Genomic DNA, 17504 nt, shown 5'->3' on the forward strand with positions numbered 1-17504 from the left:
CGCGTGGCCCCGTTTTTTTTCCTGCTGCAGCGCTGTCAGTCCGCCGCCGGCGCTTCATCCCTGGGCTTCTGGATCACGCCCGTGTTGAAGTTGTATTCGAACAGGTCGCCGTAACGGCCCCACTCGATGGCCACCCGCAGTGCCCGTTCCGCCTCGTCCTCGCTCAGGGTGAAGCGCAGCAGCTTGAGGAACAAGTCTTCCGGCAGATCGCCCGATTTGTCCTGCGACAGGCCGTGGCAGATGTAGGCCACCAGTGGCACATGCTCCAGCAACTGCTTGCCGAAGATGTCCTGGCGCTCCGTGTTGTCGGCCGCCACGTAGGCGCTGCCCAATGGCGTGAGCAGGATGTCGCCGCTGGTCAGGTAGGCGAAGCCCAGCAGGATCAGGGCGTTCAGCACTTGCAGCAGCTCGTCGTCGGTCAGCTCCGTCTCTTCCGCCAGTTGCGGCAGGTCGGCGCGGCCGGAGAACGGTTCCTCGGCCAGCAATTCCAGGATCGCTTCCATGTGCGAGATGTCGGCCTGCGGCAGGCGGTCGCCCAGCGCCAGCTTGACTTCCTTCTCGCTGATCAGGCCCGGACGGGCGGCGCCGGCCGTCATCAACTCATACACCTTGTCGATCAGCGCCCGCACTTCCGGCCCGGCCGCCTTGCGCGGCTGTGGCAGCGAAATCGGCAGCTCGGCCCGCACCCGGCCCGGATCGCTGGCGAAGATCAACACGCGGTCGGCCATCATGACGGCTTCCTCGATGTTATGCGACACCACCAGGATGGCCTTGGTGGGGATGCGGCCCGACTGCCACAGTTCCAGGATTTCTTCGCGCAGCCGTTCGCCCGTCAGCACGTCGAGCGCGGAAAACGCTTCGTCCATCAGCAGCACTTCCGGCTCCATCACCAGCGCGCGCGCGATGCCCACGCGCTGGCGCATGCCACCCGACAGCTCGCGCGGCAGCGCGCCTTCGAAGCCGGACAGGCCAATCAGGTCGATCACCTTCTCGGCCCGGCGCGCCCGCTCGTCGGCCGCCATGCCCTGCGCCTCCAGGCCCAGCTCCACGTTCTTTTGCACCGTCAGCCACGGGAACAGGGCGAACGACTGGAACACCATGCGGATACCGCGCGCCGTGCCGTACAGCGGCATGCCGCGATACAGCACCTGGCCGTCATCGGCCGGGATCAAGCCGGCCATGATGCGCAGCATGGTGGACTTGCCGGAGCCGGACTGGCCCAGCAGGGCCACGATCTCGCCTTCGTTAAGGGTGAAGTCCACGCCTTCGAGCACGGAGCGGGCGGAGCCGTCGGCGCCGCGGAAATGCTTGCCGACCGCTTTCAGTTCGACGATAGGGGTGCTCATATGATCAGTCTTTCAAATCGGTGAAGTCGATGCTAGAAGTGCAGCCGGCTCTCGGCCATCGTGTACAGGCGGCGCCACACGAAGTGGTTAAAGCCCATCACGAAAATGCACATCACGCCGATGCCCAGCGCGATGCGGGGGAAATCGCCCTTGGCCGTCATCTCGGCGATGTAGCTGCCCAGGCCATGGGCCTTGACGGTGGTGTCGCCCCAGCTCACGTATTCGGCCACGATGGAGGCGTTCCACGAACCGCCGCTGGCCGTGATGGCGCCCGTGACGAAGCTGGGGAAAATGGCCGGCAGCAGGTAGCGCCGCCATTTGAGCCAGCCCGTGAGGCCGAAGTTGTGCGCCGCATGGCGCAGTTCCGTGGGCACGGTGGAGGCGCCGGCGATCACGTTGAACAGCAAATACCACTGGGTGCCGAGGATCATCAGCGGCGACAGCCAGATATCGGGATTCAAATGGAAGCGCACGATGGCCACCACGGCCACGGGGAACACCAGGTTGGCCGGGAACGCGGCCATGAACTGGGCCACGGCCTGGGTGCGCGAAGCCCAACGGGGATGCATGCCGATCCACACGCCCACCGGCACCCATACGACGGCCGCCAGCGCCAGCAACAGCAGCACGCGCGACAAGGTATACAGGCCCAGTACCAGCACCCGCCCCACTTCGCTCCAGCCCACTTCGGCGCGGATGAAGTGGCCCAGCTCCCACAAGGCATAGAACACGACGGCGGCGATCACGGCGTCCCACACCCGCTGCGGCAGCAAGGAAGCCTGCTGCGGCCGGGCGCGGATCGAGGTGCCGTCGTGCTGCAAACGGAACATGGCGATGGAACGGGCCAGCAGGCCGCCGCACCATTCCACCAGTTGCTGCGTGCGTTCCGTGCGGCGCAGCCAGGTCAGGAGCCACGATTCCTGCGCCGTGTCGCTGCCCGTCTCCTCGAAGCGGAATTTGTCAGCCCACGCCAGCAGCGGACGGAAGAACAGCTGGTCGTACAGCAGCACGCCCACCAGCATGGCGGCGATGGCCCAGCCGATGGCGCCCAGGTCGCGCTGCTCGATCGCCAGCGCGATGTAGGAGCCGATGCCGGGCAGCTTGATGTTCTGGTTCGACACCGAGATCGCTTCCGACGCCACCACGAAGAACCAGCCGCCGGACATGGACATCATCATGTTCCACAACAGGCCAGGCATGGCGAACGGCAGTTCCAGGCGCCAGAAGCGCTGCCAGCCCGACAGCTGGAACACGCTGGCCGCCTCCGACAATTCGGCCGGCACGGTGCGGAAGCCCTGGTAGGCGGAGAACGCCATATTCCACGCCTGCGACGTGAAGATGGCGAAGATGGCGGCGCATTCCACCCCCAGCAGATTACCGGGAAACAGGGCGATGAAGGCCGTCACCGTGATCGACAAAAAGCCCAGGATGGGGATCGATTGCAGGATGTCGAGCAGCGGCACCAGCACTTTTTCGGCCAGCCGGTACTTGGTGGTGAGGGCGGCGAACACGCAGCTGAACACCATCGACGCGCCCAGCGCGATGAACATGCGCAGCGTGGTGCGCAGCAGGTAGTACGGCAGGTAGTATGGTTCCAGCGACAGCGGCAGCGTCTCGCCCACGGCGTAGGGGCGCACCATCTGCTGGCTGCCGTAGGCCAGCAGCACGAACACGGCCAGCACGATGGGCAACATGGCCAGGTCCCACCGGTTGCCGCCCGCCTCGACCACCTGGCGGGGGAAAAACTGCCGTTTTTTTGTCATTGCTGGTTCTTTCATGGCGACGGCGCGCGTTGTGACGAAGGCGGAAAAATCCCGCTAGTTTAACCGATGATCGTGACGGCAAAGTGACGTCCGGCGCCATTCTAATGGATAGGCGTGGCAGGCTGAACGGGCGCCGGGGATGTTCGCCGGCAATGAAACATTATTTCAAAATTCGACTATTTTTGAAATTTTATTCAATGTGTGAGAGTTGGTGAATATGCAAGCATGGTATTAGGCTCATAATTCTGTTTATCATCTGCAACAACGTAGCGCCATGAAACTGATCGCCGAAAAACGCTCGAAATCCGATTTGTACGATGTGCTGCGCTTCGTGCGCAACAACGGCAGCTGCACCGACACGCTGATGCCGCGCCAGGGCATCCTGCCGCATGACCTGCTCCATTACGTGGTGGAGTCGGCGCTGCCGCTGCGCCATGGTTTTCTCAGCCTGGTGGCCCGTGGCGCCGACGTCGGCCAGCCCATGGAGGCCGTGCACGATCCCGTCGACCAATACGCGGAACTGGAGGCGGTGCAGACGGAAGCCATCGTGGCTGGCCTGCAGGCCCAGTTATGGCAGGGCGATTTCGACGAGGATGCGTTCCTCGACGGCGCCGCCCAAGCCTGCCACGCGCGCGACAAACCGCCCTTCGACTTCACCCCGTTCGACGTGCGCAGCTGCCTGTACGAACGGGCGCTGGCGCTGCACCGGCAATGGTGCGCGGCGCCCTACTTCAGCACCCTGTCGCTGGAATTCAGCCCGCGCGCGGCGTGAACCGGCGCGCGGTGAGCATTACTTGAGCCAGCCGCGCCGGCGGAAGTACCAGAACGGCGCGATGGCGCTGGTGACCATCAGCAGCAGCGCGAACGGATAACCGAGCGACCAGTCCAGTTCCGGGAACCAGCCGTGGAAGTTCATGCCGTAGATGGACGCGATCAGCGTCGGCGGCAGGAAGGCCACGCTGGCCACCGAGAAGATCTTGATGATCTTGTTCTGGTTGATGTTGATGAAGCCGACCGTGGCGTCCATCAGGAAGTTGATCTTATCGAACAGGAAGGACGTGTGGCCGTCCAGCGATTCGATATCACGCAGGATCTGGCGCGCCTCCTCGAACTGCTCCGTGTTGAGCAATCGGCCCCGCATCAGGAAGCTGACGGCGCGCCGGGTATCCATCATGTTGCGGCGGATCCGGCCGTTCAAGTCCTCCTCCAGCGCGATCGCGTTCAGGGCGGCGGCCGCGTCCTGGTCGGTGAACTGCTTTTGCAGCACCCGCGCGCTCACTTCCTCCAGGTGCAGGTAGATGCCTTCGAGCGCGTCGGCCGAATATTCGGCGTCGGTCGCGTACAGGTCCAGCAGCACGTCCATGTAATCGGCGATGGAGCCGGGGCGCGAACGGGCGCGCATGCGCACCAGGCGGAACACGGGCAGGTCGTCCGTGTGCACCGAGAACAGCATCTTGCGGGCCAGGATGAACGCCACCGTCACCACGCGCGACGGGCCGTCGTCCTCCTCCAGCAGGAAATCGGTGCGCAGATGCAGGTCGCCGTTCTCCGCCTCGTAGTAGCGGGCCGAGGCCTCGATGTCCTTGACTTCATCCTCGCCCGGCAGGGTCACGCCATAAATGGCCTTGACCCAGGCCCGTTCGTCCTCGGTCGGATCGGTCAGGTCGACCCAGACCGGCGCCACGTTCTCCAGATCGGCGCGGCTGTCGATGGGAACCTGGTTGAGCCGGCCGTTTTGCAGAACGAAGACATTAATCATGGGCACTCTCGGACAACGATGGAGGGGGCGCGGCGCGGCGCGTCAAAACAGCGCAAGTGTACCTGCTCGCCTCGCCGCCGGCCACCCCGGCACAGCCTTTTTTTGCGCGGCTTCCGCCTAGCGGGTAGCCTTCTCGATCATCTTGTCCTGCATGTTGGGCGCGCTGTCGGCGGCCGGTTCCGGTTTGGGCGCCTTGGGCGATTCGATGCCGCGCGTTTCGTGCACCTTGACGATGGTGCTGGTGGGATTGCGATCGGTGCAGTCGACGTCCGACAGCACCGTCTTGCCGTCGATGACGCACTTGCGCAGCACGCCGGCCGGACGGGCGGGTTGGGCTTGCTGAATCGCTTGCCGGGCCGCCTGTGCAGCCCCTTCCGCCCCTTCCGCCGCATTCGGCACGCTGCCTGGCGCGCCCGGCGCCGCGCCCTGAGCCGACGCCGGTGGATGGCCGGTCAGCTTGCCCAGCGCTTCCGCGAACAGGTTGCGCTCACTGCGCATCGACATCATGGCGGCCATGGCGATGGCGGCCAGCGTCGCCATCAAAATGGCGACCTGGATCAGGCCCAAGCCGCGCTGGTGCTGGATACGTTGCATGACAACTCCTTCGCTCACAGGTGGAACATCAAGGCAGTTCGGCCGCGCCCATGCGGTGCAGGATCACGCCCGTGCGGCGCGCCAGGTAGCCGGAATCGCGGTGCTTGTCGAAAAAGCGCGGGTTGGGCAGCATCACGGCCAGCTTGGCCGCCTGCGCCGCGCCCAGGTTGGCCGCGCTCACGCCGTAGTAATGGCGCGCCGCCGCTTCCGCGCCGAAGATGCCGGTGCCGAATTCGACCACATTCAGGTAGATCTCGAAGATGCGTTCCTTGTCCATCACCGCTTCCAGCATATAGGTGATGACCAGCTCCTGCCCCTTGCGCAGATAGCTGCGCGAGCCGGACAGGAACAGATTCTTGGCCAGTTGCTGGGTGATGGTGGAACCACCGCGCACCACCTTGTGCTTCTGGCTGTTTTTCTCATACGCTTTTTGCAGCGCGTCCCAGTCGACCCCATCGTGCTCGGAGAAATTGGCGTCCTCCGACGCGATGATGGCGCGCTTGAGGTTATTCGAGATGCGGTCGTACGGCACCCACAGCTGCTGGATATTGGCGTTCGGGTTCTTCTCGCGCAGCACGGCCTGCTGTTCGCGCATGAAACTGCTCATGCCCGGGTTATGGTCCACCCACCAGCAGATGTGGAGGAAGAACCATAACTGCACCAGCACCAGCAGCGCCAGCGGCGCGATCACCAGCCACTTGATCCAGCGCCGCCGTCCGCCTTCCTTCTTGCGGGCGCCCGTCACAGGGCGGCCCGCATCTGGTGCAGCAGCTCGCCCGTGGCCGGATGCACGCCGCGCCACACGGCGAACGCTTCAGCCGCCTGCTCCACCAGCATGCCCAGACCGTCGCGCACCAGCGCGCCATGCTCGCTCGCGTACTGCATGAACACGGTGGGCTGGGCGCCATACATCATGTCCAGCGCCAGCGTACCCGGTGCGAACACGCCGTCCGGCAGCGGCGGCAGGTCGCCCTGCAAACTGGCTGAGGTGGCGTTGATGACGATATCGAACGGCCCCGCCACTTGCCCGAAACCGCAGCCGCTCACCACGTCCGCGCCGCCCAGCGCGGCGAACTGGCGCGCCAGTTCCTCGGCCGTGGCCACGGTGCGGTTGGCGATCACCAGCCGGGCCGGCCGGTGTTCCAGGATGGGCAGCACCACGCCACGGGCGGCGCCGCCGGCGCCCAGCAGCAGCACCCGCTTGCCGGTGATGGCCACGCCGGCGTTGTTGACGATGTCGGCAACGAGGCCGGCGCCATCCGTGTTGTCGCCTATGATGCCCTGCTCCGTGAAGTGCAAGGTATTGACGGCGCCCGCTGCCTGCGCCCGCACCGTCAGCGCCTGCGCCAGCTTGTGGGCTTCCAGCTTGAACGGCACGGTCACGTTGGCGCCCTTGCCGCCTTCGGCGATGAAGGCATGCACGGCGGCCGCGAAGCCGTCCAGCGGCGCCAGGCGCGCCTCGTAGGTCAATGCTTGCCCGGTCTGGGCCGCGAACGCGGCGTGGATGGCGGGCGATTTGCTGTGGCCGATGGGATTGCCGAATACGCAGTAGCGGTCCATCACTGGGCACCGCCGCTCAGGTTAGCTTCCATTTTTTCTTCACGGGTGAATTTGAATCGGGTGATGATGACCCACAGGTCATCCTTGTCGCTGGACAGCATCTTGGGCGGGAAGCGCCCGAACGGTTGCGCGCGCCGCACGATTTCCAGCGCCTTGGCGTCCAGCGCCGGGTTGCCGGAACTGCGTTCCACGCGCGCGCCGCCATCCTTGGTGTAGATGTGGCCATCCTGGAATACGGGGATGTAGACCACCAGTTCGCCATACAGCTTGCGCCCGTTCTGCTGGGGGAAGTTGAGCGTGCCCACTTCCTCGATGCGGCGCTGCATGGTCTTGTAATACTCGGCATAACCCACTTCGCGCGTGCTGGGCGTGATGAAGGTCTTCTTGGGCCGCTTGTTCTGGTCGTCGATGGTTTCGCTGATCTCGGCCGCCATGCGGGCGATGGCCTTGCTGCTGTCGAGCAGGTCGGCGCCCGTGGGCAGCGGATCGGGCTTGCTCTTTTCCGTCACCGGCGGGGCCGTGAACGGAGTGGGCTTGCTTATCTGGCTCAGCAGGTTACGCTGCTGCTCTTCCAGTTCCGCGATGCGGCGCCGGCTGGCCTTGACGCTGTCGCCCATCTCCATCTTGCGCATGTCGGGCAGGGGCGACTTGGCGCGGCCCGTGTCCACATTGCCGCCGCCATCGAGGTTGGCCTGGGCCAGCGCCTCGGCCTTGAGCGGCGCGCGCGCGTGCTTGGCGTTGACCAGGATGACTTCCAGGCCGGGGTCGGTGGGCTCCACCTTGAACGCCTTGGGCGAGATGAAATGGACCGCGAGCAAAGCCCCGTGCGCCAGCAACGAGACGCCGAACGCCATCATCAGGAAACGGTTTTCTTGGAGAGACTTCACGCTGTGCCAGACCGCAGGGAAAACAAAGTGGGCTGATTTTAACCCGAACCGGTGGGACGGCGATCCAGCCGCCGCCCCACCCCAAGGCTATCACCTAGTCAGCCAGCGGCGCTTCGGCCGTTGACTCGCCCGTGACGATTACAGGCTCGTCCGTGGCGGGCGCCGCTTCGGCCTGTTCCTCGGCGGCCGTTTCCACGGCGGACACGTCATCCTCGTCCTCGTAATCGAGCTCGGCATCCGTGGCCACCGTATCGGTGGTCGGGATTTCCAGCAGACGCGCCTCGATCGACAAATCGACCTCGTCCCAGCGCAGGATGTCGAGCTTGACCTGCGCCCCGCGCGCCACCTGCGGCATGCCGGGCAGGCGGATGATGAGGGGAATATCGACCAGGCGCAGCACTTCATCCTTGAGCACCACCGCTTCCACCTGGCGCGCATCCTCCTGGCCCAGCCAGCGCAAGCACCAGTAGCGTTCCATATTGGACTGGAAGTCGGCGTAGGCCGCATAGGCCGCGTCGAAGGCGGACACGATGGCGAACAAATTGGCATCCTTGGGCTTGAACGGGGCCACCAGCGGCGCCGTCACGCCATGCTCGGCGCAGGCCAGGATTTGCCACTGGTTGACCAGGTCGGTGTAGCGGCGCAGCGGCGAGGTGCTCCACGCGTACTGGTCCACGCCCAGGCCCTGGTGGGGCGCGGCGTGCGTCACCATGCGCACCTGCATCTTGGCGGCCCAGCCGCCCGTGCCGCCACCCTGGCTGCGGTAGATGCCGGGCACGCCGTGCTCGTGCATCATCTTGCCCCAGCTGCTGTTGGCAAAGATCATCAGCTCGGCCACGATCTTGTCCAGCGGCGCGCCGCGCTTGCGGCGGCTGACGGTGACCACGTCGTCTTCCACGTAGAAGTTAAAATCGACGCGGTTGTTCTGCTCGGGCTTGAGGCCGAACGCTTCGCGCTTGGCCATGCGGCCCTGCTCCAGGTGCTGGGCCCACTGCCACAACAGGGCCAGCTCATCCTTGTGGGCATACTCGCCCACGCCGCTGGCCAGGGTTTCCTCGTTGACCAGCTCGTCCAGGTCATTGTGGCGCAGGTTGTTGGCGATCGGCACCAGCTCGGCGCGCGTCACGGTGGACACCACGCTCCAGTCGGCCGGATTCAAGGTGGCGTACAGCGACAGGGCCGGGCAAGTCTTGCCTTCGGCCAGCGTGAACGCTTCCACGATGCTGTCGGGCAGCATGGTGATCTTGTCGCCAGGCATGTAGACGGTGGACATGCGGGCGCGCGCCATCTTGTCGACCGCGTCGTCCGGCTTGATGCCCAGCGCCGGCGCGGCGATGTGGATACCGACCCGCACCGTGCCATCGTCCAGCCGTACGACGGAAAACGCATCGTCGATCTCGGTGGTGGTGACGTCATCGATGGAGAACGCGCGCACGTCCGCCACGGGCAGGTTGGTGGGCGCCACCGGCAGCGGCACCTCGGGGAAACCGGCGCCGCGCGGGAAGTTCTCGAACAGGAATTTAGACAGGTGCAACTGCTTGGGCGAGGCCACGCCGCCCACGGCCAGCATCAGGCGCTGGGCGTTGGTGTGCAGTTCGTCGCAAGCCGCTTCCAGCGCCTTGTATTCGATGGAATTCTTGTCCGGCTTGAACAGCAGTTGCTGCACGATGTTCTGCAGGGACGCGGGCAACTGGTTGGCCTTCAATTCGTCCACGTACTGGGCCTGGATGATGGCTTGCTGTTTCTTCTTCTCGATGCCGGCCTGGGCCGCGCGCAGCGATTGTTCCGGCGCCGCCTTGTAGCGGCCCCGGCCCTTTTTGTAGAAATAGATGGGCGCGCCGTGCAGGCTCAGGATCAGGCCGGCCGCCTCGAACGGCAGCGGCGCGTGGCCGAAATATTCGGCGCCCAGTTCCGCGAAGCCAAACTCCTCCTCGCCCGCCACTTCCCACAGGAAGTCCAGGTCGATGTCGGCGGCCACGGCCCGGGCTTGTTCCTGCAGCTCGGCCGGCGATGGCTTTTCATACTGCAGCAGCACATCCTTGACCTTGACCTTGGTGCGCTTGCCGCTGGCCAGTTCCACCTGGTAAGCCTCGCCCGCTTGCGACAGGACGGTGCCTACCTTGAAATCGCCGGATTCTTCGAAAAATAAATTCATTGCTCGCTTCTATTCGTTATCGTTATGTTGTGTTGCACCAGCTCCAGCACGGCTGGCAGGAAAACTTCCGTCACCAGCAGCGTGCCCTGGCGGCGCCGGTACAGGCAGCGCCGCGCATACAAAATCTGTGGCCCATCCAATCCCAACGCGGCACTGGCGCGCCGCATCAGCGGATGGCCTGGGCGCAAGCGCGCATAGTGCAGCGCACCGCGCCGCACCATCGGGTCGCCGAACAAGGTCGAACCCAGCGAGCGTTCGCCCAGCGCGCTGAACAGTGGCCAATCGGCCGCCGTGGCCGACATGGGCACCACCGTGTGGCCGAACACCACGGGTCTATTATCACACCGTAGCAGCACTTCGCGTTCCCACACGCGCCCCGGGCGATGCAGGCCGATGGCCGCCATCTCGTCCGTCAGGCAGCGCGCCGGGCGCTGGTGCAAACATTGCACGCGGAACGCCTGGCTGTGGTCCTTGAGCTTGGCCGTCAGCGAACCGCCGCCCGTGAGCCAGTGGCGCAGTTCGAACGGCGCGTTGAGCGCGTTGACGTGGCCATACCAGTGCGCCTGCCGCAGCGTGGGCGCCCTCACCGGCCCGCCCCGACGCCGCAGAACGCCAGCACCGGCGCTACATAATCGGCGAAGCCGGAAATGGCGTGGTCGCTGCCGGCGATCACTTGCTGGGCCGCACCCGCGTAGTGGCGCACCATGTCGCGGTAGTCCAGCACTTCGTCACCCGTGGCCGCCAGCAGGAAATACCGTTCCGGCCGCGTGATGCGGGGTACGGCCAGCGCTTGCAGCTCCTCAATATAGTCACGCTTGAATTCGAACGGCTCGTCCGAATGGAATTGCGTGCCCACGCCCACATACGGTTCCAGGTCCAGCATGGGCACCACGGCCGGGTTCAGCACGGCGGCACGGCAGCCGAGTTTCTCGGCCAGCCAGGTGGCGTAATAGCCGCCCAGCGAGGAACCGATCAGGGCCAGCTCGCCGGCCGGTACGCCTGCCACCAGCTTCAGCGCCAGTTCCATGGCCGCCTTGGGCGAGGCCGGCAATTGCGGGCACAGGTAGCCGGTCCCCAGGCCCAGCGCCTGCATGTGCTCGCCCACCAGGCGGGCCTTCATGGAACTCGGCGAGGAACGGAAGCCGTGCAGATAAAGAATCATCGGTCCAGCGCCTGCAGGATTTTCTGGTGCACGCCGCCGAAGCCACCGTTACTCATCACCACCACCTGATCACCGGGACGGGCGGCGGCGGCGATGGCCGCCACCAGCGCATCGATATCCTCGAACGCGCTGGCCCGCTGGCCCAGCGGCGCCAGCGCGTCGCCCAGGCTCCAGCCCAGCGCCTGCTGGCTGCCGTAGCCGAACACCAGGTCGGCGTCGGCCAGGCTGCCCGGCAGCGCATCCTTCATGGCGCCCAGTTTCATGGTGTTGGAACGCGGTTCCAGCACGGCCAGGATGCGGCTCGCTTGCCCCAGCTTCTGGCGCAGCCCGCCCACGGTGGTGGCGATGGCCGTCGGATGGTGGGCGAAATCGTCGTACACGGTAACGCCGTTGACCACGCCGCGCACTTCCATGCGCCGCTTGACGCTCTGGAAGCTGGCCAGCGACTGCGCGGCCTGGGCCACGGGCACGCCCACATGGCGCGCGGCGGCGATGGCGGCCAGCGCGTTGGCGCGGTTGTGCTTGCCCGTGAGCTGCCAGTGCACGGTGCCGGACGGCTCGCCGTTGAAGATCACATCGAAACTGCCATCGTCATGTTCGCGCAAGGTCCAGTTGACGCCGTCGCTCAGGCCGAAGCTTTCGCGCTCACTCCAGCAACCGCGTTGCAGCACCCGTTGCAGCGACGCTTCGTCGCCATTGACGACCAGCCGGCCGATGCCGGGCACGGTGCGCACCAGGTGGTGGAACTGGGTCTCGATGGCGGCCAGATCGGGGAAGATGTCGGCGTGATCGTATTCCAGGTTGTTCAGGATGGCCGTCTTGGCATGGTAGTGGACGAACTTGCTGCGCTTGTCGAAGAAGGCCGTGTCGTATTCGTCCGCCTCGATCACGAAGAAGTCCGAATCCACGCCGGGGCCGGACAAGCGGGCCGAGATGCCGAAATTGACAGGCACGCCGCCGATCAGGAAGCCGGGCGCGTAGCCGGCGTCTTCCAGGATCCAGGCCAGCATGGCCGAGGTGGTGGTCTTGCCGTGCGTGCCGGCCACGGCCAGCACCCACTTGTTGCGTAATATATGTTCGCCTATCCATTGCGGGCCCGACACATAGGGCAGGCTGCGGTTGAGGATTTCCTCGATCAAGGGATTGCCGCGCGTGACCACGTTGCCGACCACATACAAATCAGGCTTGAGCTGCACCTGTTCCGCCCCAAAACCCTGGATCAGTTCGATGCCCTGGGCTTCCAGCTGGGTGCTCATGGGCGGGTAGACGTTGGCGTCGCAGCCGGTGACGCGGTGGCCAGCCTGCTTGGCCAGCACGGCCAGGCCGCCCATGAAGGTGCCGCAAATGCCGAGGATATGAATATGCATGTGATAAAGTCGGTGGGACGATGGTCAGAGATGGGATTTTACCTGACGCGGACGGTTTTTCCCCTTTTGCCTAATCAGGTATCATTTGCGACATGATGCCCAAGCCAAACGACGAAGCCCGGCAGTTGCGCGCGGAAATAGCCGCCGCCGCCGCCCGGCTGATAGCCCAGGACGGGGCCGAGTACGACAACGCCAAACGCAAGGCCGCGCGCCAGGTGCTGGGCGAGGCACACGGTAATATTAATATGTTGCCCGCCAACTTGTTGCCGTCCGACACAGAAATCGAACTGGAAGTGCGCTTGTACCAGGCGCTGTTCCATGCCGACAGCCAGCCCGCCCATTTATTCCGCCTGCGCACGATGGCGCTGCAAGTGATGGAGCTGCTGGCAAAGTTTACGCCCTACCTGACCGGATCCGTACTCAGCGGTACGGCCGGCCCCCACGACGACATCCATTTGCAACTATTCGCCGACAGCGCCAAGGAAGTGGAAATCTTCCTGCTGAACCAGAACCTGACCCTGGACTTCTCGGAAGCGCCCCACTTCAAGGGCCCCCGTTTCGACCCGGTGGAAGTGGTCAGCTTCCTGTGGCAGCAGGAAGGCGTGCACGCGGCCCTGTATGAACTGGACGATTTGCGCGGCGCCCAGAAACTGCGCGCCGACGGCAAGCTGGTGCGGGCCGACTTGGCCGCCGTGCGCGCGCTCTTAATCAGCAGCACCCACTCCGACGAAAAAATTATCAACCCAACATGAAAAAAAATAATCTGATCGCCTATTCCGTCATCGCCCTGCTGTTTGGCGCCATGGGCGCCTGGGTCGGCACCCACCAGAAGGAAGCGGCGCCGCCCGTGACGGCCACCATCGCCCCCGGCGTCACCGGTCCGGTGGACGCCTTATATAAACAGTCGCTGCCCGACGTGAAGGGTGCCAGCCAGGCCCTGGCCCAGTACAAGGGCCAGCCTTTGCTGGTCAATTTCTGGGCCCCGTGGTGCGCGCCGTGCGTGCAGGAGATGCCGGAGCTGTCGGCGCTGGCAGCCGGAGATGCGGGCAAGAAGCTGAAAGTTATCGGCATAGGCATTGATTCGCCGTCGAATATCGCCGAATTTGCCAACAAATTCAAAATCGCCTATCCGCTCTACGTGGCCGGCATGGGCGGCACCGAGCTGTCGCGCCAGTTCGGCAACACCGGTGGCGGCCTGCCATACACGGTATTGATCGGGGCCGATGGACAAGTGAAGAAAACCTATTTAGGCCGACTGAAGTTCGATCAATTGCGCGCCGATCTGGGCGCGCTGTAATCAATTTCATCAGTTTTTTTCTCTTGCCATCGCCCTCCGTTGGCGGCAAAATGCGGAACTTTCGCGGAAAATGGTCCTGAATCCATGGCACAACACCTCTTGTTACTCAACGGCCCCAACCTGAATTTGCTGGGGACGCGCGAGCCTGAGGTCTACGGCGCGAGCACCTTGGCTGATGTGGAACAGGCGGCCCAGGCACAGGCCACGGCCGCCGGCGCCACCTTGTCTTGTTTTCAGAGCAACCACGAAGGCGCGTTGATCGACCGCATCCATGCCGCCAGAACGGAAGGCGTGGACGCCATCGTCATCAACCCGGGTGGATTGACCCACACCAGCGTGGCCCTGCGCGACGCGCTGGCCGGTGTGGCCATTCCTTTCGTTGAAGTCCATATTTCGAATATTTACCAGCGCGAAGCATTTCGCCACCATTCTTTCCTTAGCGCAATAGCAATCGGTACGATCTGCGGCCTTGGCATCGAGGGATATCGCTTTGCCATCGACTTCGCCCTTAAAAGGCGTTAATCTACGCGATCTGCGCGCAATTTTAGCGCGGCGTGGCCCACGAGGCGGCGCTGCACCCACTCAAAACAAGATAATTCCTGGGGGTTACACATGGATTTACGCAAGCTCAAGACCTTGATCGACCTGGTCGCAGAATCGGACATCGCTGAACTGGAAGTCACCGAAGGCGAAAGCAAAGTGCGCATCGTCAAGTCCTCGGCCATGGCACAAAATCAAGTCGTGATGATGCAGCCGCAAGGCATGCAGCAGCATTTCCAGCCAAGCGCCGCCCCGATGGCCGCCGCCGCGCCGGTGGCTGCCGCCGCCGTCGTGGCCGCCGAGCCTGCCGGCCACGTGGTCAAGTCGCCCATGGTGGGCACCTTCTACCGTTCCTCGGCGCCGGGCAGCCCGGCCTTCGTGGAAGTGGGCGCCACCGTCAAGGAAGGCGACACCCTGTGCATCATCGAAGCGATGAAGCTGCTCAACGAAATCGACGCCGACAAGTCCGGCACCATCACCCAGATCCTGGTCGAGAACGGCCAACCGGTCGAATTCGGCCAACCGCTGTTTGTGATAGGCTAAGTCGTTCGCCTGCCCCCGCCCGTGGCGGGGCGCGCCCGACTTCCTCCCCGCACTCCCCTCTACAGCAGCCGCCGGCCCGCCGGCGCTCACAGACCTACGCGAACCTATCATGTTTGAAAAAATCCTCATCGCCAACCGTGGCGAAATCGCCCTCCGGATCCAGCGCGCCTGCCGCGAAATGGGCATCAAGACGGTGGTCGTCCACTCGGAAGCGGATAAAGACGCCAAATACGTGAAGCTGGCCGACGAATCGGTGTGTATCGGCCCGGCCCAGTCGTCGTTGAGCTACCTGAACATGCCGGCCATCATCAGCGCCGCCGAGGTGACGGACGCGGAAGCGATCCACCCCGGCTACGGCTTCCTGTCGGAGAACGCCGACTTCGCCGAGCGGGTGGAAAAATCGGGCTTCGTCTTCATCGGCCCCCGTTCCGATTCGATCCGCCTGATGGGTGACAAGGTATCGGCCAAGCAAGCCATGATCAAGGCGGGCGTGCCCTGCGTGCCCGGTTCCGACGGCGCGCTGCCGGACGATCCCAAGGCCATCGTGCAGATCGCCCGCAAGGTCGGCTATCCCGTCATCATCAAGGCGGCCGGTGGCGGCGGCGGTCGCGGCATGCGCGTGGTGCACACGGAAGCGGCCCTGATCAACGCCGTGGCCATGACCAAGACGGAAGCGGGCACGGCCTTCGGCAACCCTGAAGTCTACATGGAGAAATACCTGGAAAATCCACGCCACGTGGAAATCCAGATCCTGGCCGATGAGCACAAGAACGCCGTCTGGCTGGGCGAGCGCGACTGCTCCATGCAGCGCCGCCACCAGAAAGTGATCGAGGAAGCGCCGGCACCCGGCATTCCCCGCAAGCTGATTGAAAAAATCGGCGACCGCTGCGCGGAAGCGTGCCGCAAGATCGGCTACCGCGGCGCGGGCACCTTCGAATTCCTGTACGAAAACGGCGAGTTCTACTTCATCGAGATGAACACCCGCGTGCAGGTGGAACACCCGGTCACGGAAATGATCACCGGCATCGACATCGTGCAGGAACAGATCCGCATCGCCTCCGGCGAGAAGCTGCGCTTCCGCCAGCGCGACGTGATGCTGGCCGGCCACGCCATCGAATGCCGCATCAACGCCGAAGACCCGTTCAAGTTCACCCCGTCGCCAGGCCGCATCCTGGCATGGCACACCCCGGGCGGCCCCGGCATCCGGGTCGACTCGCACTCGTATGCGGGGTATTATGTGCCACCGCACTACGATTCGATGATCGGCAAGGTGATCGCCTATGGCGCCACCCGCGAGCAGGCCATCCGCCGCATGCAGATCGCGCTGTCGGAAATGGTGGTCGAGGGTATCCAGACCAACATCCCGCTGCACCGCGAGCTGATGATCGACGCCCGCTTCATCGAAGGCGGCACCAATATTCACTACCTGGAACAAAAGCTGGCCGACATGCCCGAGCTGCACAAACTGAGCCTGGGCAACAAGACCGACAGCAAAGGATCGTAATGAGCTGGACTGAAATCGTCATCGAAATCGCGCGCGACCACGCCGAAGCCCTGTCGGACGCCCTGATGGAGGTGGGCGCCCTGTCCGTTTCCGTCGAGGACGCGGACGAAGGCACGGACGCCGAGCGTCCCCTGTTCGGCGAGCCGGGCATGGAACCCAAGGAAGCGGCGTGGGAACACAGCCGCGTCGTCGCGTTGACGGAGCAGGATGCCGACCAGGCCGCCATCGTGGCGGCCGCCGCCGGGCAGATCAAGCTGGCCGCCGTGCCCAAGTTCACGCTGCGCAAGGTGGAAGAGCAGGACTGGGTGCGCTTGACCCAGTCGCAATTCGCCCCCATCCACATCGGCAAGAACATCTGGGTCGTGCCCAGCTGGCACGAAGCACCCGATCCTGACGCCCTGATCCTGGAACTGGACCCTGGCCTGGCCTTCGGCACGGGCAGCCATCCAACCACCCGGCTGTGCATGGAGTGGCTGGAAGCCCATCCTGCGCCCGGCAAGACGGTGCTCGACTACGGTTGCGGTTCCGGCATCCTGGCCATGGTGGCCAAGAAGCTGGGCGCGCAGCAGGTGGCCGGCGTCGACATCGACCCGCAGGCGATCGAATCGGCGCGCGACAATAGCGTACGTAACCAGTGCGAAGTGGAATACTTCCTGCCCGATACGTTCGCCCAGTCGGCCTACGCCAACCAGCGCTTCGACGCGGTGGTGGCCAACATCCTGTCCAGCCCGCTCAAGCTGATGGCGCCCATGTTGTCGGGCCGCGTGGCCGAAGGGGGCACGCTGACCCTGTCGGGCGTGCTGGCGCGCCAGGCCGAGGAAGTGGCGGCCGCTTACGCGCCCTTCATCAAGCTGGGCGTATGGGCCGAGCAGGATGGCTGGGTCGCCCTGCATGGCCGTCTCGGCAGCGACACGGTGCCGCCCGCGCGCGACGCCTAAGCCACCGCAGCGATGGCGCTCGCCACTAAATGCCCCCACTGCAACACGATATTTCGGGTCGCCCATGACCAGCTGAAATTACGTGGGGG

General features: G+C 64.5%; 18 protein-coding genes and 1 pseudogene. 8 read left to right on the forward strand and 11 right to left on the reverse strand.

Annotated elements, in window-relative coordinates; translation table 11 throughout:
• Positions 1–35 precede the first annotated feature (35 nt).
• Positions 36–1346 carry an ABC transporter ATP-binding protein gene (locus H3H39_RS13785; protein WP_182153956.1) on the reverse strand — a complete coding sequence of 437 codons (1311 nt, stop codon included), beginning with the start codon at positions 1344–1346 and terminating at the stop codon, positions 36–38.
• A 32-nt stretch (positions 1347–1378) separates the two neighbouring features.
• Positions 1379–3109: an ABC transporter permease gene (locus H3H39_RS13790; protein WP_182153957.1), complete on the reverse strand. Its 1731-nt coding sequence runs from the start codon at positions 3107–3109 to the stop codon at positions 1379–1381.
• Positions 3110–3383: 274 nt separating this feature from the next.
• Between H3H39_RS13790 and H3H39_RS13795 the strand changes: the two genes are divergently transcribed.
• The gene (locus H3H39_RS13795; RefSeq protein ID WP_182153958.1) at positions 3384–3881 is read left to right on the forward strand and encodes a hypothetical protein; all 498 of its coding nucleotides are present in this window, start codon (positions 3384–3386) and stop codon (positions 3879–3881) included.
• Between the two features lie 18 nt (positions 3882–3899).
• Here H3H39_RS13795 and corA read toward each other — a convergent pair whose 3' ends face one another.
• From corA to mpl, 9 genes are all read right to left on the reverse strand, one after another.
• On the reverse strand, positions 3900–4868 hold the full coding sequence (corA, locus tag H3H39_RS13800) for a magnesium/cobalt transporter CorA (RefSeq protein ID WP_182153959.1): 969 nt from the start codon (positions 4866–4868) through the stop codon (positions 3900–3902).
• Positions 4869–4985: 117 nt separating this feature from the next.
• Positions 4986–5462: a DUF4124 domain-containing protein gene (locus tag H3H39_RS13805; protein ID WP_182153960.1), complete on the reverse strand. Its 477-nt coding sequence runs from the start codon at positions 5460–5462 to the stop codon at positions 4986–4988.
• Between the two features lie 28 nt (positions 5463–5490).
• Positions 5491–6165, reverse strand: a complete 675-nt coding sequence (gene mtgA / locus H3H39_RS13810; RefSeq protein WP_375540429.1) for a monofunctional biosynthetic peptidoglycan transglycosylase — start codon at positions 6163–6165, stop codon at positions 5491–5493.
• Positions 6166–6203: 38 nt separating this feature from the next.
• The gene (gene aroE / locus H3H39_RS13815; protein ID WP_182153962.1) at positions 6204–7022 is read right to left on the reverse strand and encodes a shikimate dehydrogenase; all 819 of its coding nucleotides are present in this window, start codon (positions 7020–7022) and stop codon (positions 6204–6206) included.
• Complete coding sequence (locus tag H3H39_RS13820; protein ID WP_182154113.1) at positions 7022–7879, reverse strand: TonB family protein; 858 nt, start codon at positions 7877–7879, stop codon at positions 7022–7024. The genes aroE and H3H39_RS13820 overlap by 1 nt, the downstream gene beginning before the upstream one ends.
• Before the next feature lie 124 nt (positions 7880–8003).
• Positions 8004–10064 (reverse strand): ribonuclease catalytic domain-containing protein, encoded by a 2061-nt coding sequence (locus H3H39_RS13825; RefSeq protein WP_182153963.1) that lies wholly within the window; start codon positions 10062–10064, stop codon positions 8004–8006.
• Positions 10061–10651 carry a chorismate--pyruvate lyase family protein gene (locus H3H39_RS13830; RefSeq protein WP_182153964.1) on the reverse strand — a complete coding sequence of 197 codons (591 nt, stop codon included), beginning with the start codon at positions 10649–10651 and terminating at the stop codon, positions 10061–10063. Before H3H39_RS13830 ends, H3H39_RS13825 begins: the two co-directional genes overlap by 4 nt.
• On the reverse strand, positions 10648–11226 hold the full coding sequence (locus H3H39_RS13835) for a YqiA/YcfP family alpha/beta fold hydrolase (RefSeq protein WP_182153965.1): 579 nt from the start codon (positions 11224–11226) through the stop codon (positions 10648–10650). Before H3H39_RS13835 ends, H3H39_RS13830 begins: the two co-directional genes overlap by 4 nt.
• A complete protein-coding gene (gene mpl, locus H3H39_RS13840; RefSeq protein ID WP_182153966.1) occupies positions 11223–12593 on the reverse strand; it encodes a UDP-N-acetylmuramate:L-alanyl-gamma-D-glutamyl-meso-diaminopimelate ligase in 1371 nt (456 codons plus the stop codon). Before mpl ends, H3H39_RS13835 begins: the two co-directional genes overlap by 4 nt.
• A gap of 92 nt (positions 12594–12685) precedes the next feature.
• Between mpl and H3H39_RS13845 the strand changes: the two genes are divergently transcribed.
• The 7 genes and pseudogenes from H3H39_RS13845 to H3H39_RS28610 form a co-directional block, all read left to right on the forward strand.
• Positions 12686–13345 carry a hypothetical protein gene (locus tag H3H39_RS13845; protein ID WP_182153967.1) on the forward strand — a complete coding sequence of 220 codons (660 nt, stop codon included), beginning with the start codon at positions 12686–12688 and terminating at the stop codon, positions 13343–13345.
• On the forward strand, positions 13342–13890 hold the full coding sequence (locus H3H39_RS13850) for a TlpA family protein disulfide reductase (RefSeq protein WP_182153968.1): 549 nt from the start codon (positions 13342–13344) through the stop codon (positions 13888–13890). Before H3H39_RS13845 ends, H3H39_RS13850 begins: the two co-directional genes overlap by 4 nt.
• Before the next feature lie 84 nt (positions 13891–13974).
• Positions 13975–14412, forward strand: a complete 438-nt coding sequence (aroQ, locus tag H3H39_RS13855; RefSeq protein WP_182153969.1) for a type II 3-dehydroquinate dehydratase — start codon at positions 13975–13977, stop codon at positions 14410–14412.
• A gap of 90 nt (positions 14413–14502) precedes the next feature.
• Positions 14503–14973, forward strand: a complete 471-nt coding sequence (gene accB, locus H3H39_RS13860; protein WP_182153970.1) for an acetyl-CoA carboxylase biotin carboxyl carrier protein — start codon at positions 14503–14505, stop codon at positions 14971–14973.
• A gap of 109 nt (positions 14974–15082) precedes the next feature.
• The gene (gene accC / locus H3H39_RS13865; protein ID WP_182153971.1) at positions 15083–16477 is read left to right on the forward strand and encodes an acetyl-CoA carboxylase biotin carboxylase subunit; all 1395 of its coding nucleotides are present in this window, start codon (positions 15083–15085) and stop codon (positions 16475–16477) included.
• Positions 16477–17415 (forward strand): 50S ribosomal protein L11 methyltransferase, encoded by a 939-nt coding sequence (gene prmA / locus H3H39_RS13870; protein WP_182153972.1) that lies wholly within the window; start codon positions 16477–16479, stop codon positions 17413–17415. The genes accC and prmA overlap by 1 nt, the downstream gene beginning before the upstream one ends.
• A gap of 12 nt (positions 17416–17427) precedes the next feature.
• Positions 17428–17496: pseudogene (locus tag H3H39_RS28610) on the forward strand (MJ0042-type zinc finger domain-containing protein); the annotation flags it as partial.
• Between the last annotated feature and the right edge of the window lie 8 nt (positions 17497–17504).

Origin of the sequence: Rugamonas apoptosis (assembly GCF_014042355.1) — a bacterium.
Taxonomy (GTDB): domain Bacteria; phylum Pseudomonadota; class Gammaproteobacteria; order Burkholderiales; family Burkholderiaceae_D; genus Rugamonas; species Rugamonas apoptosis.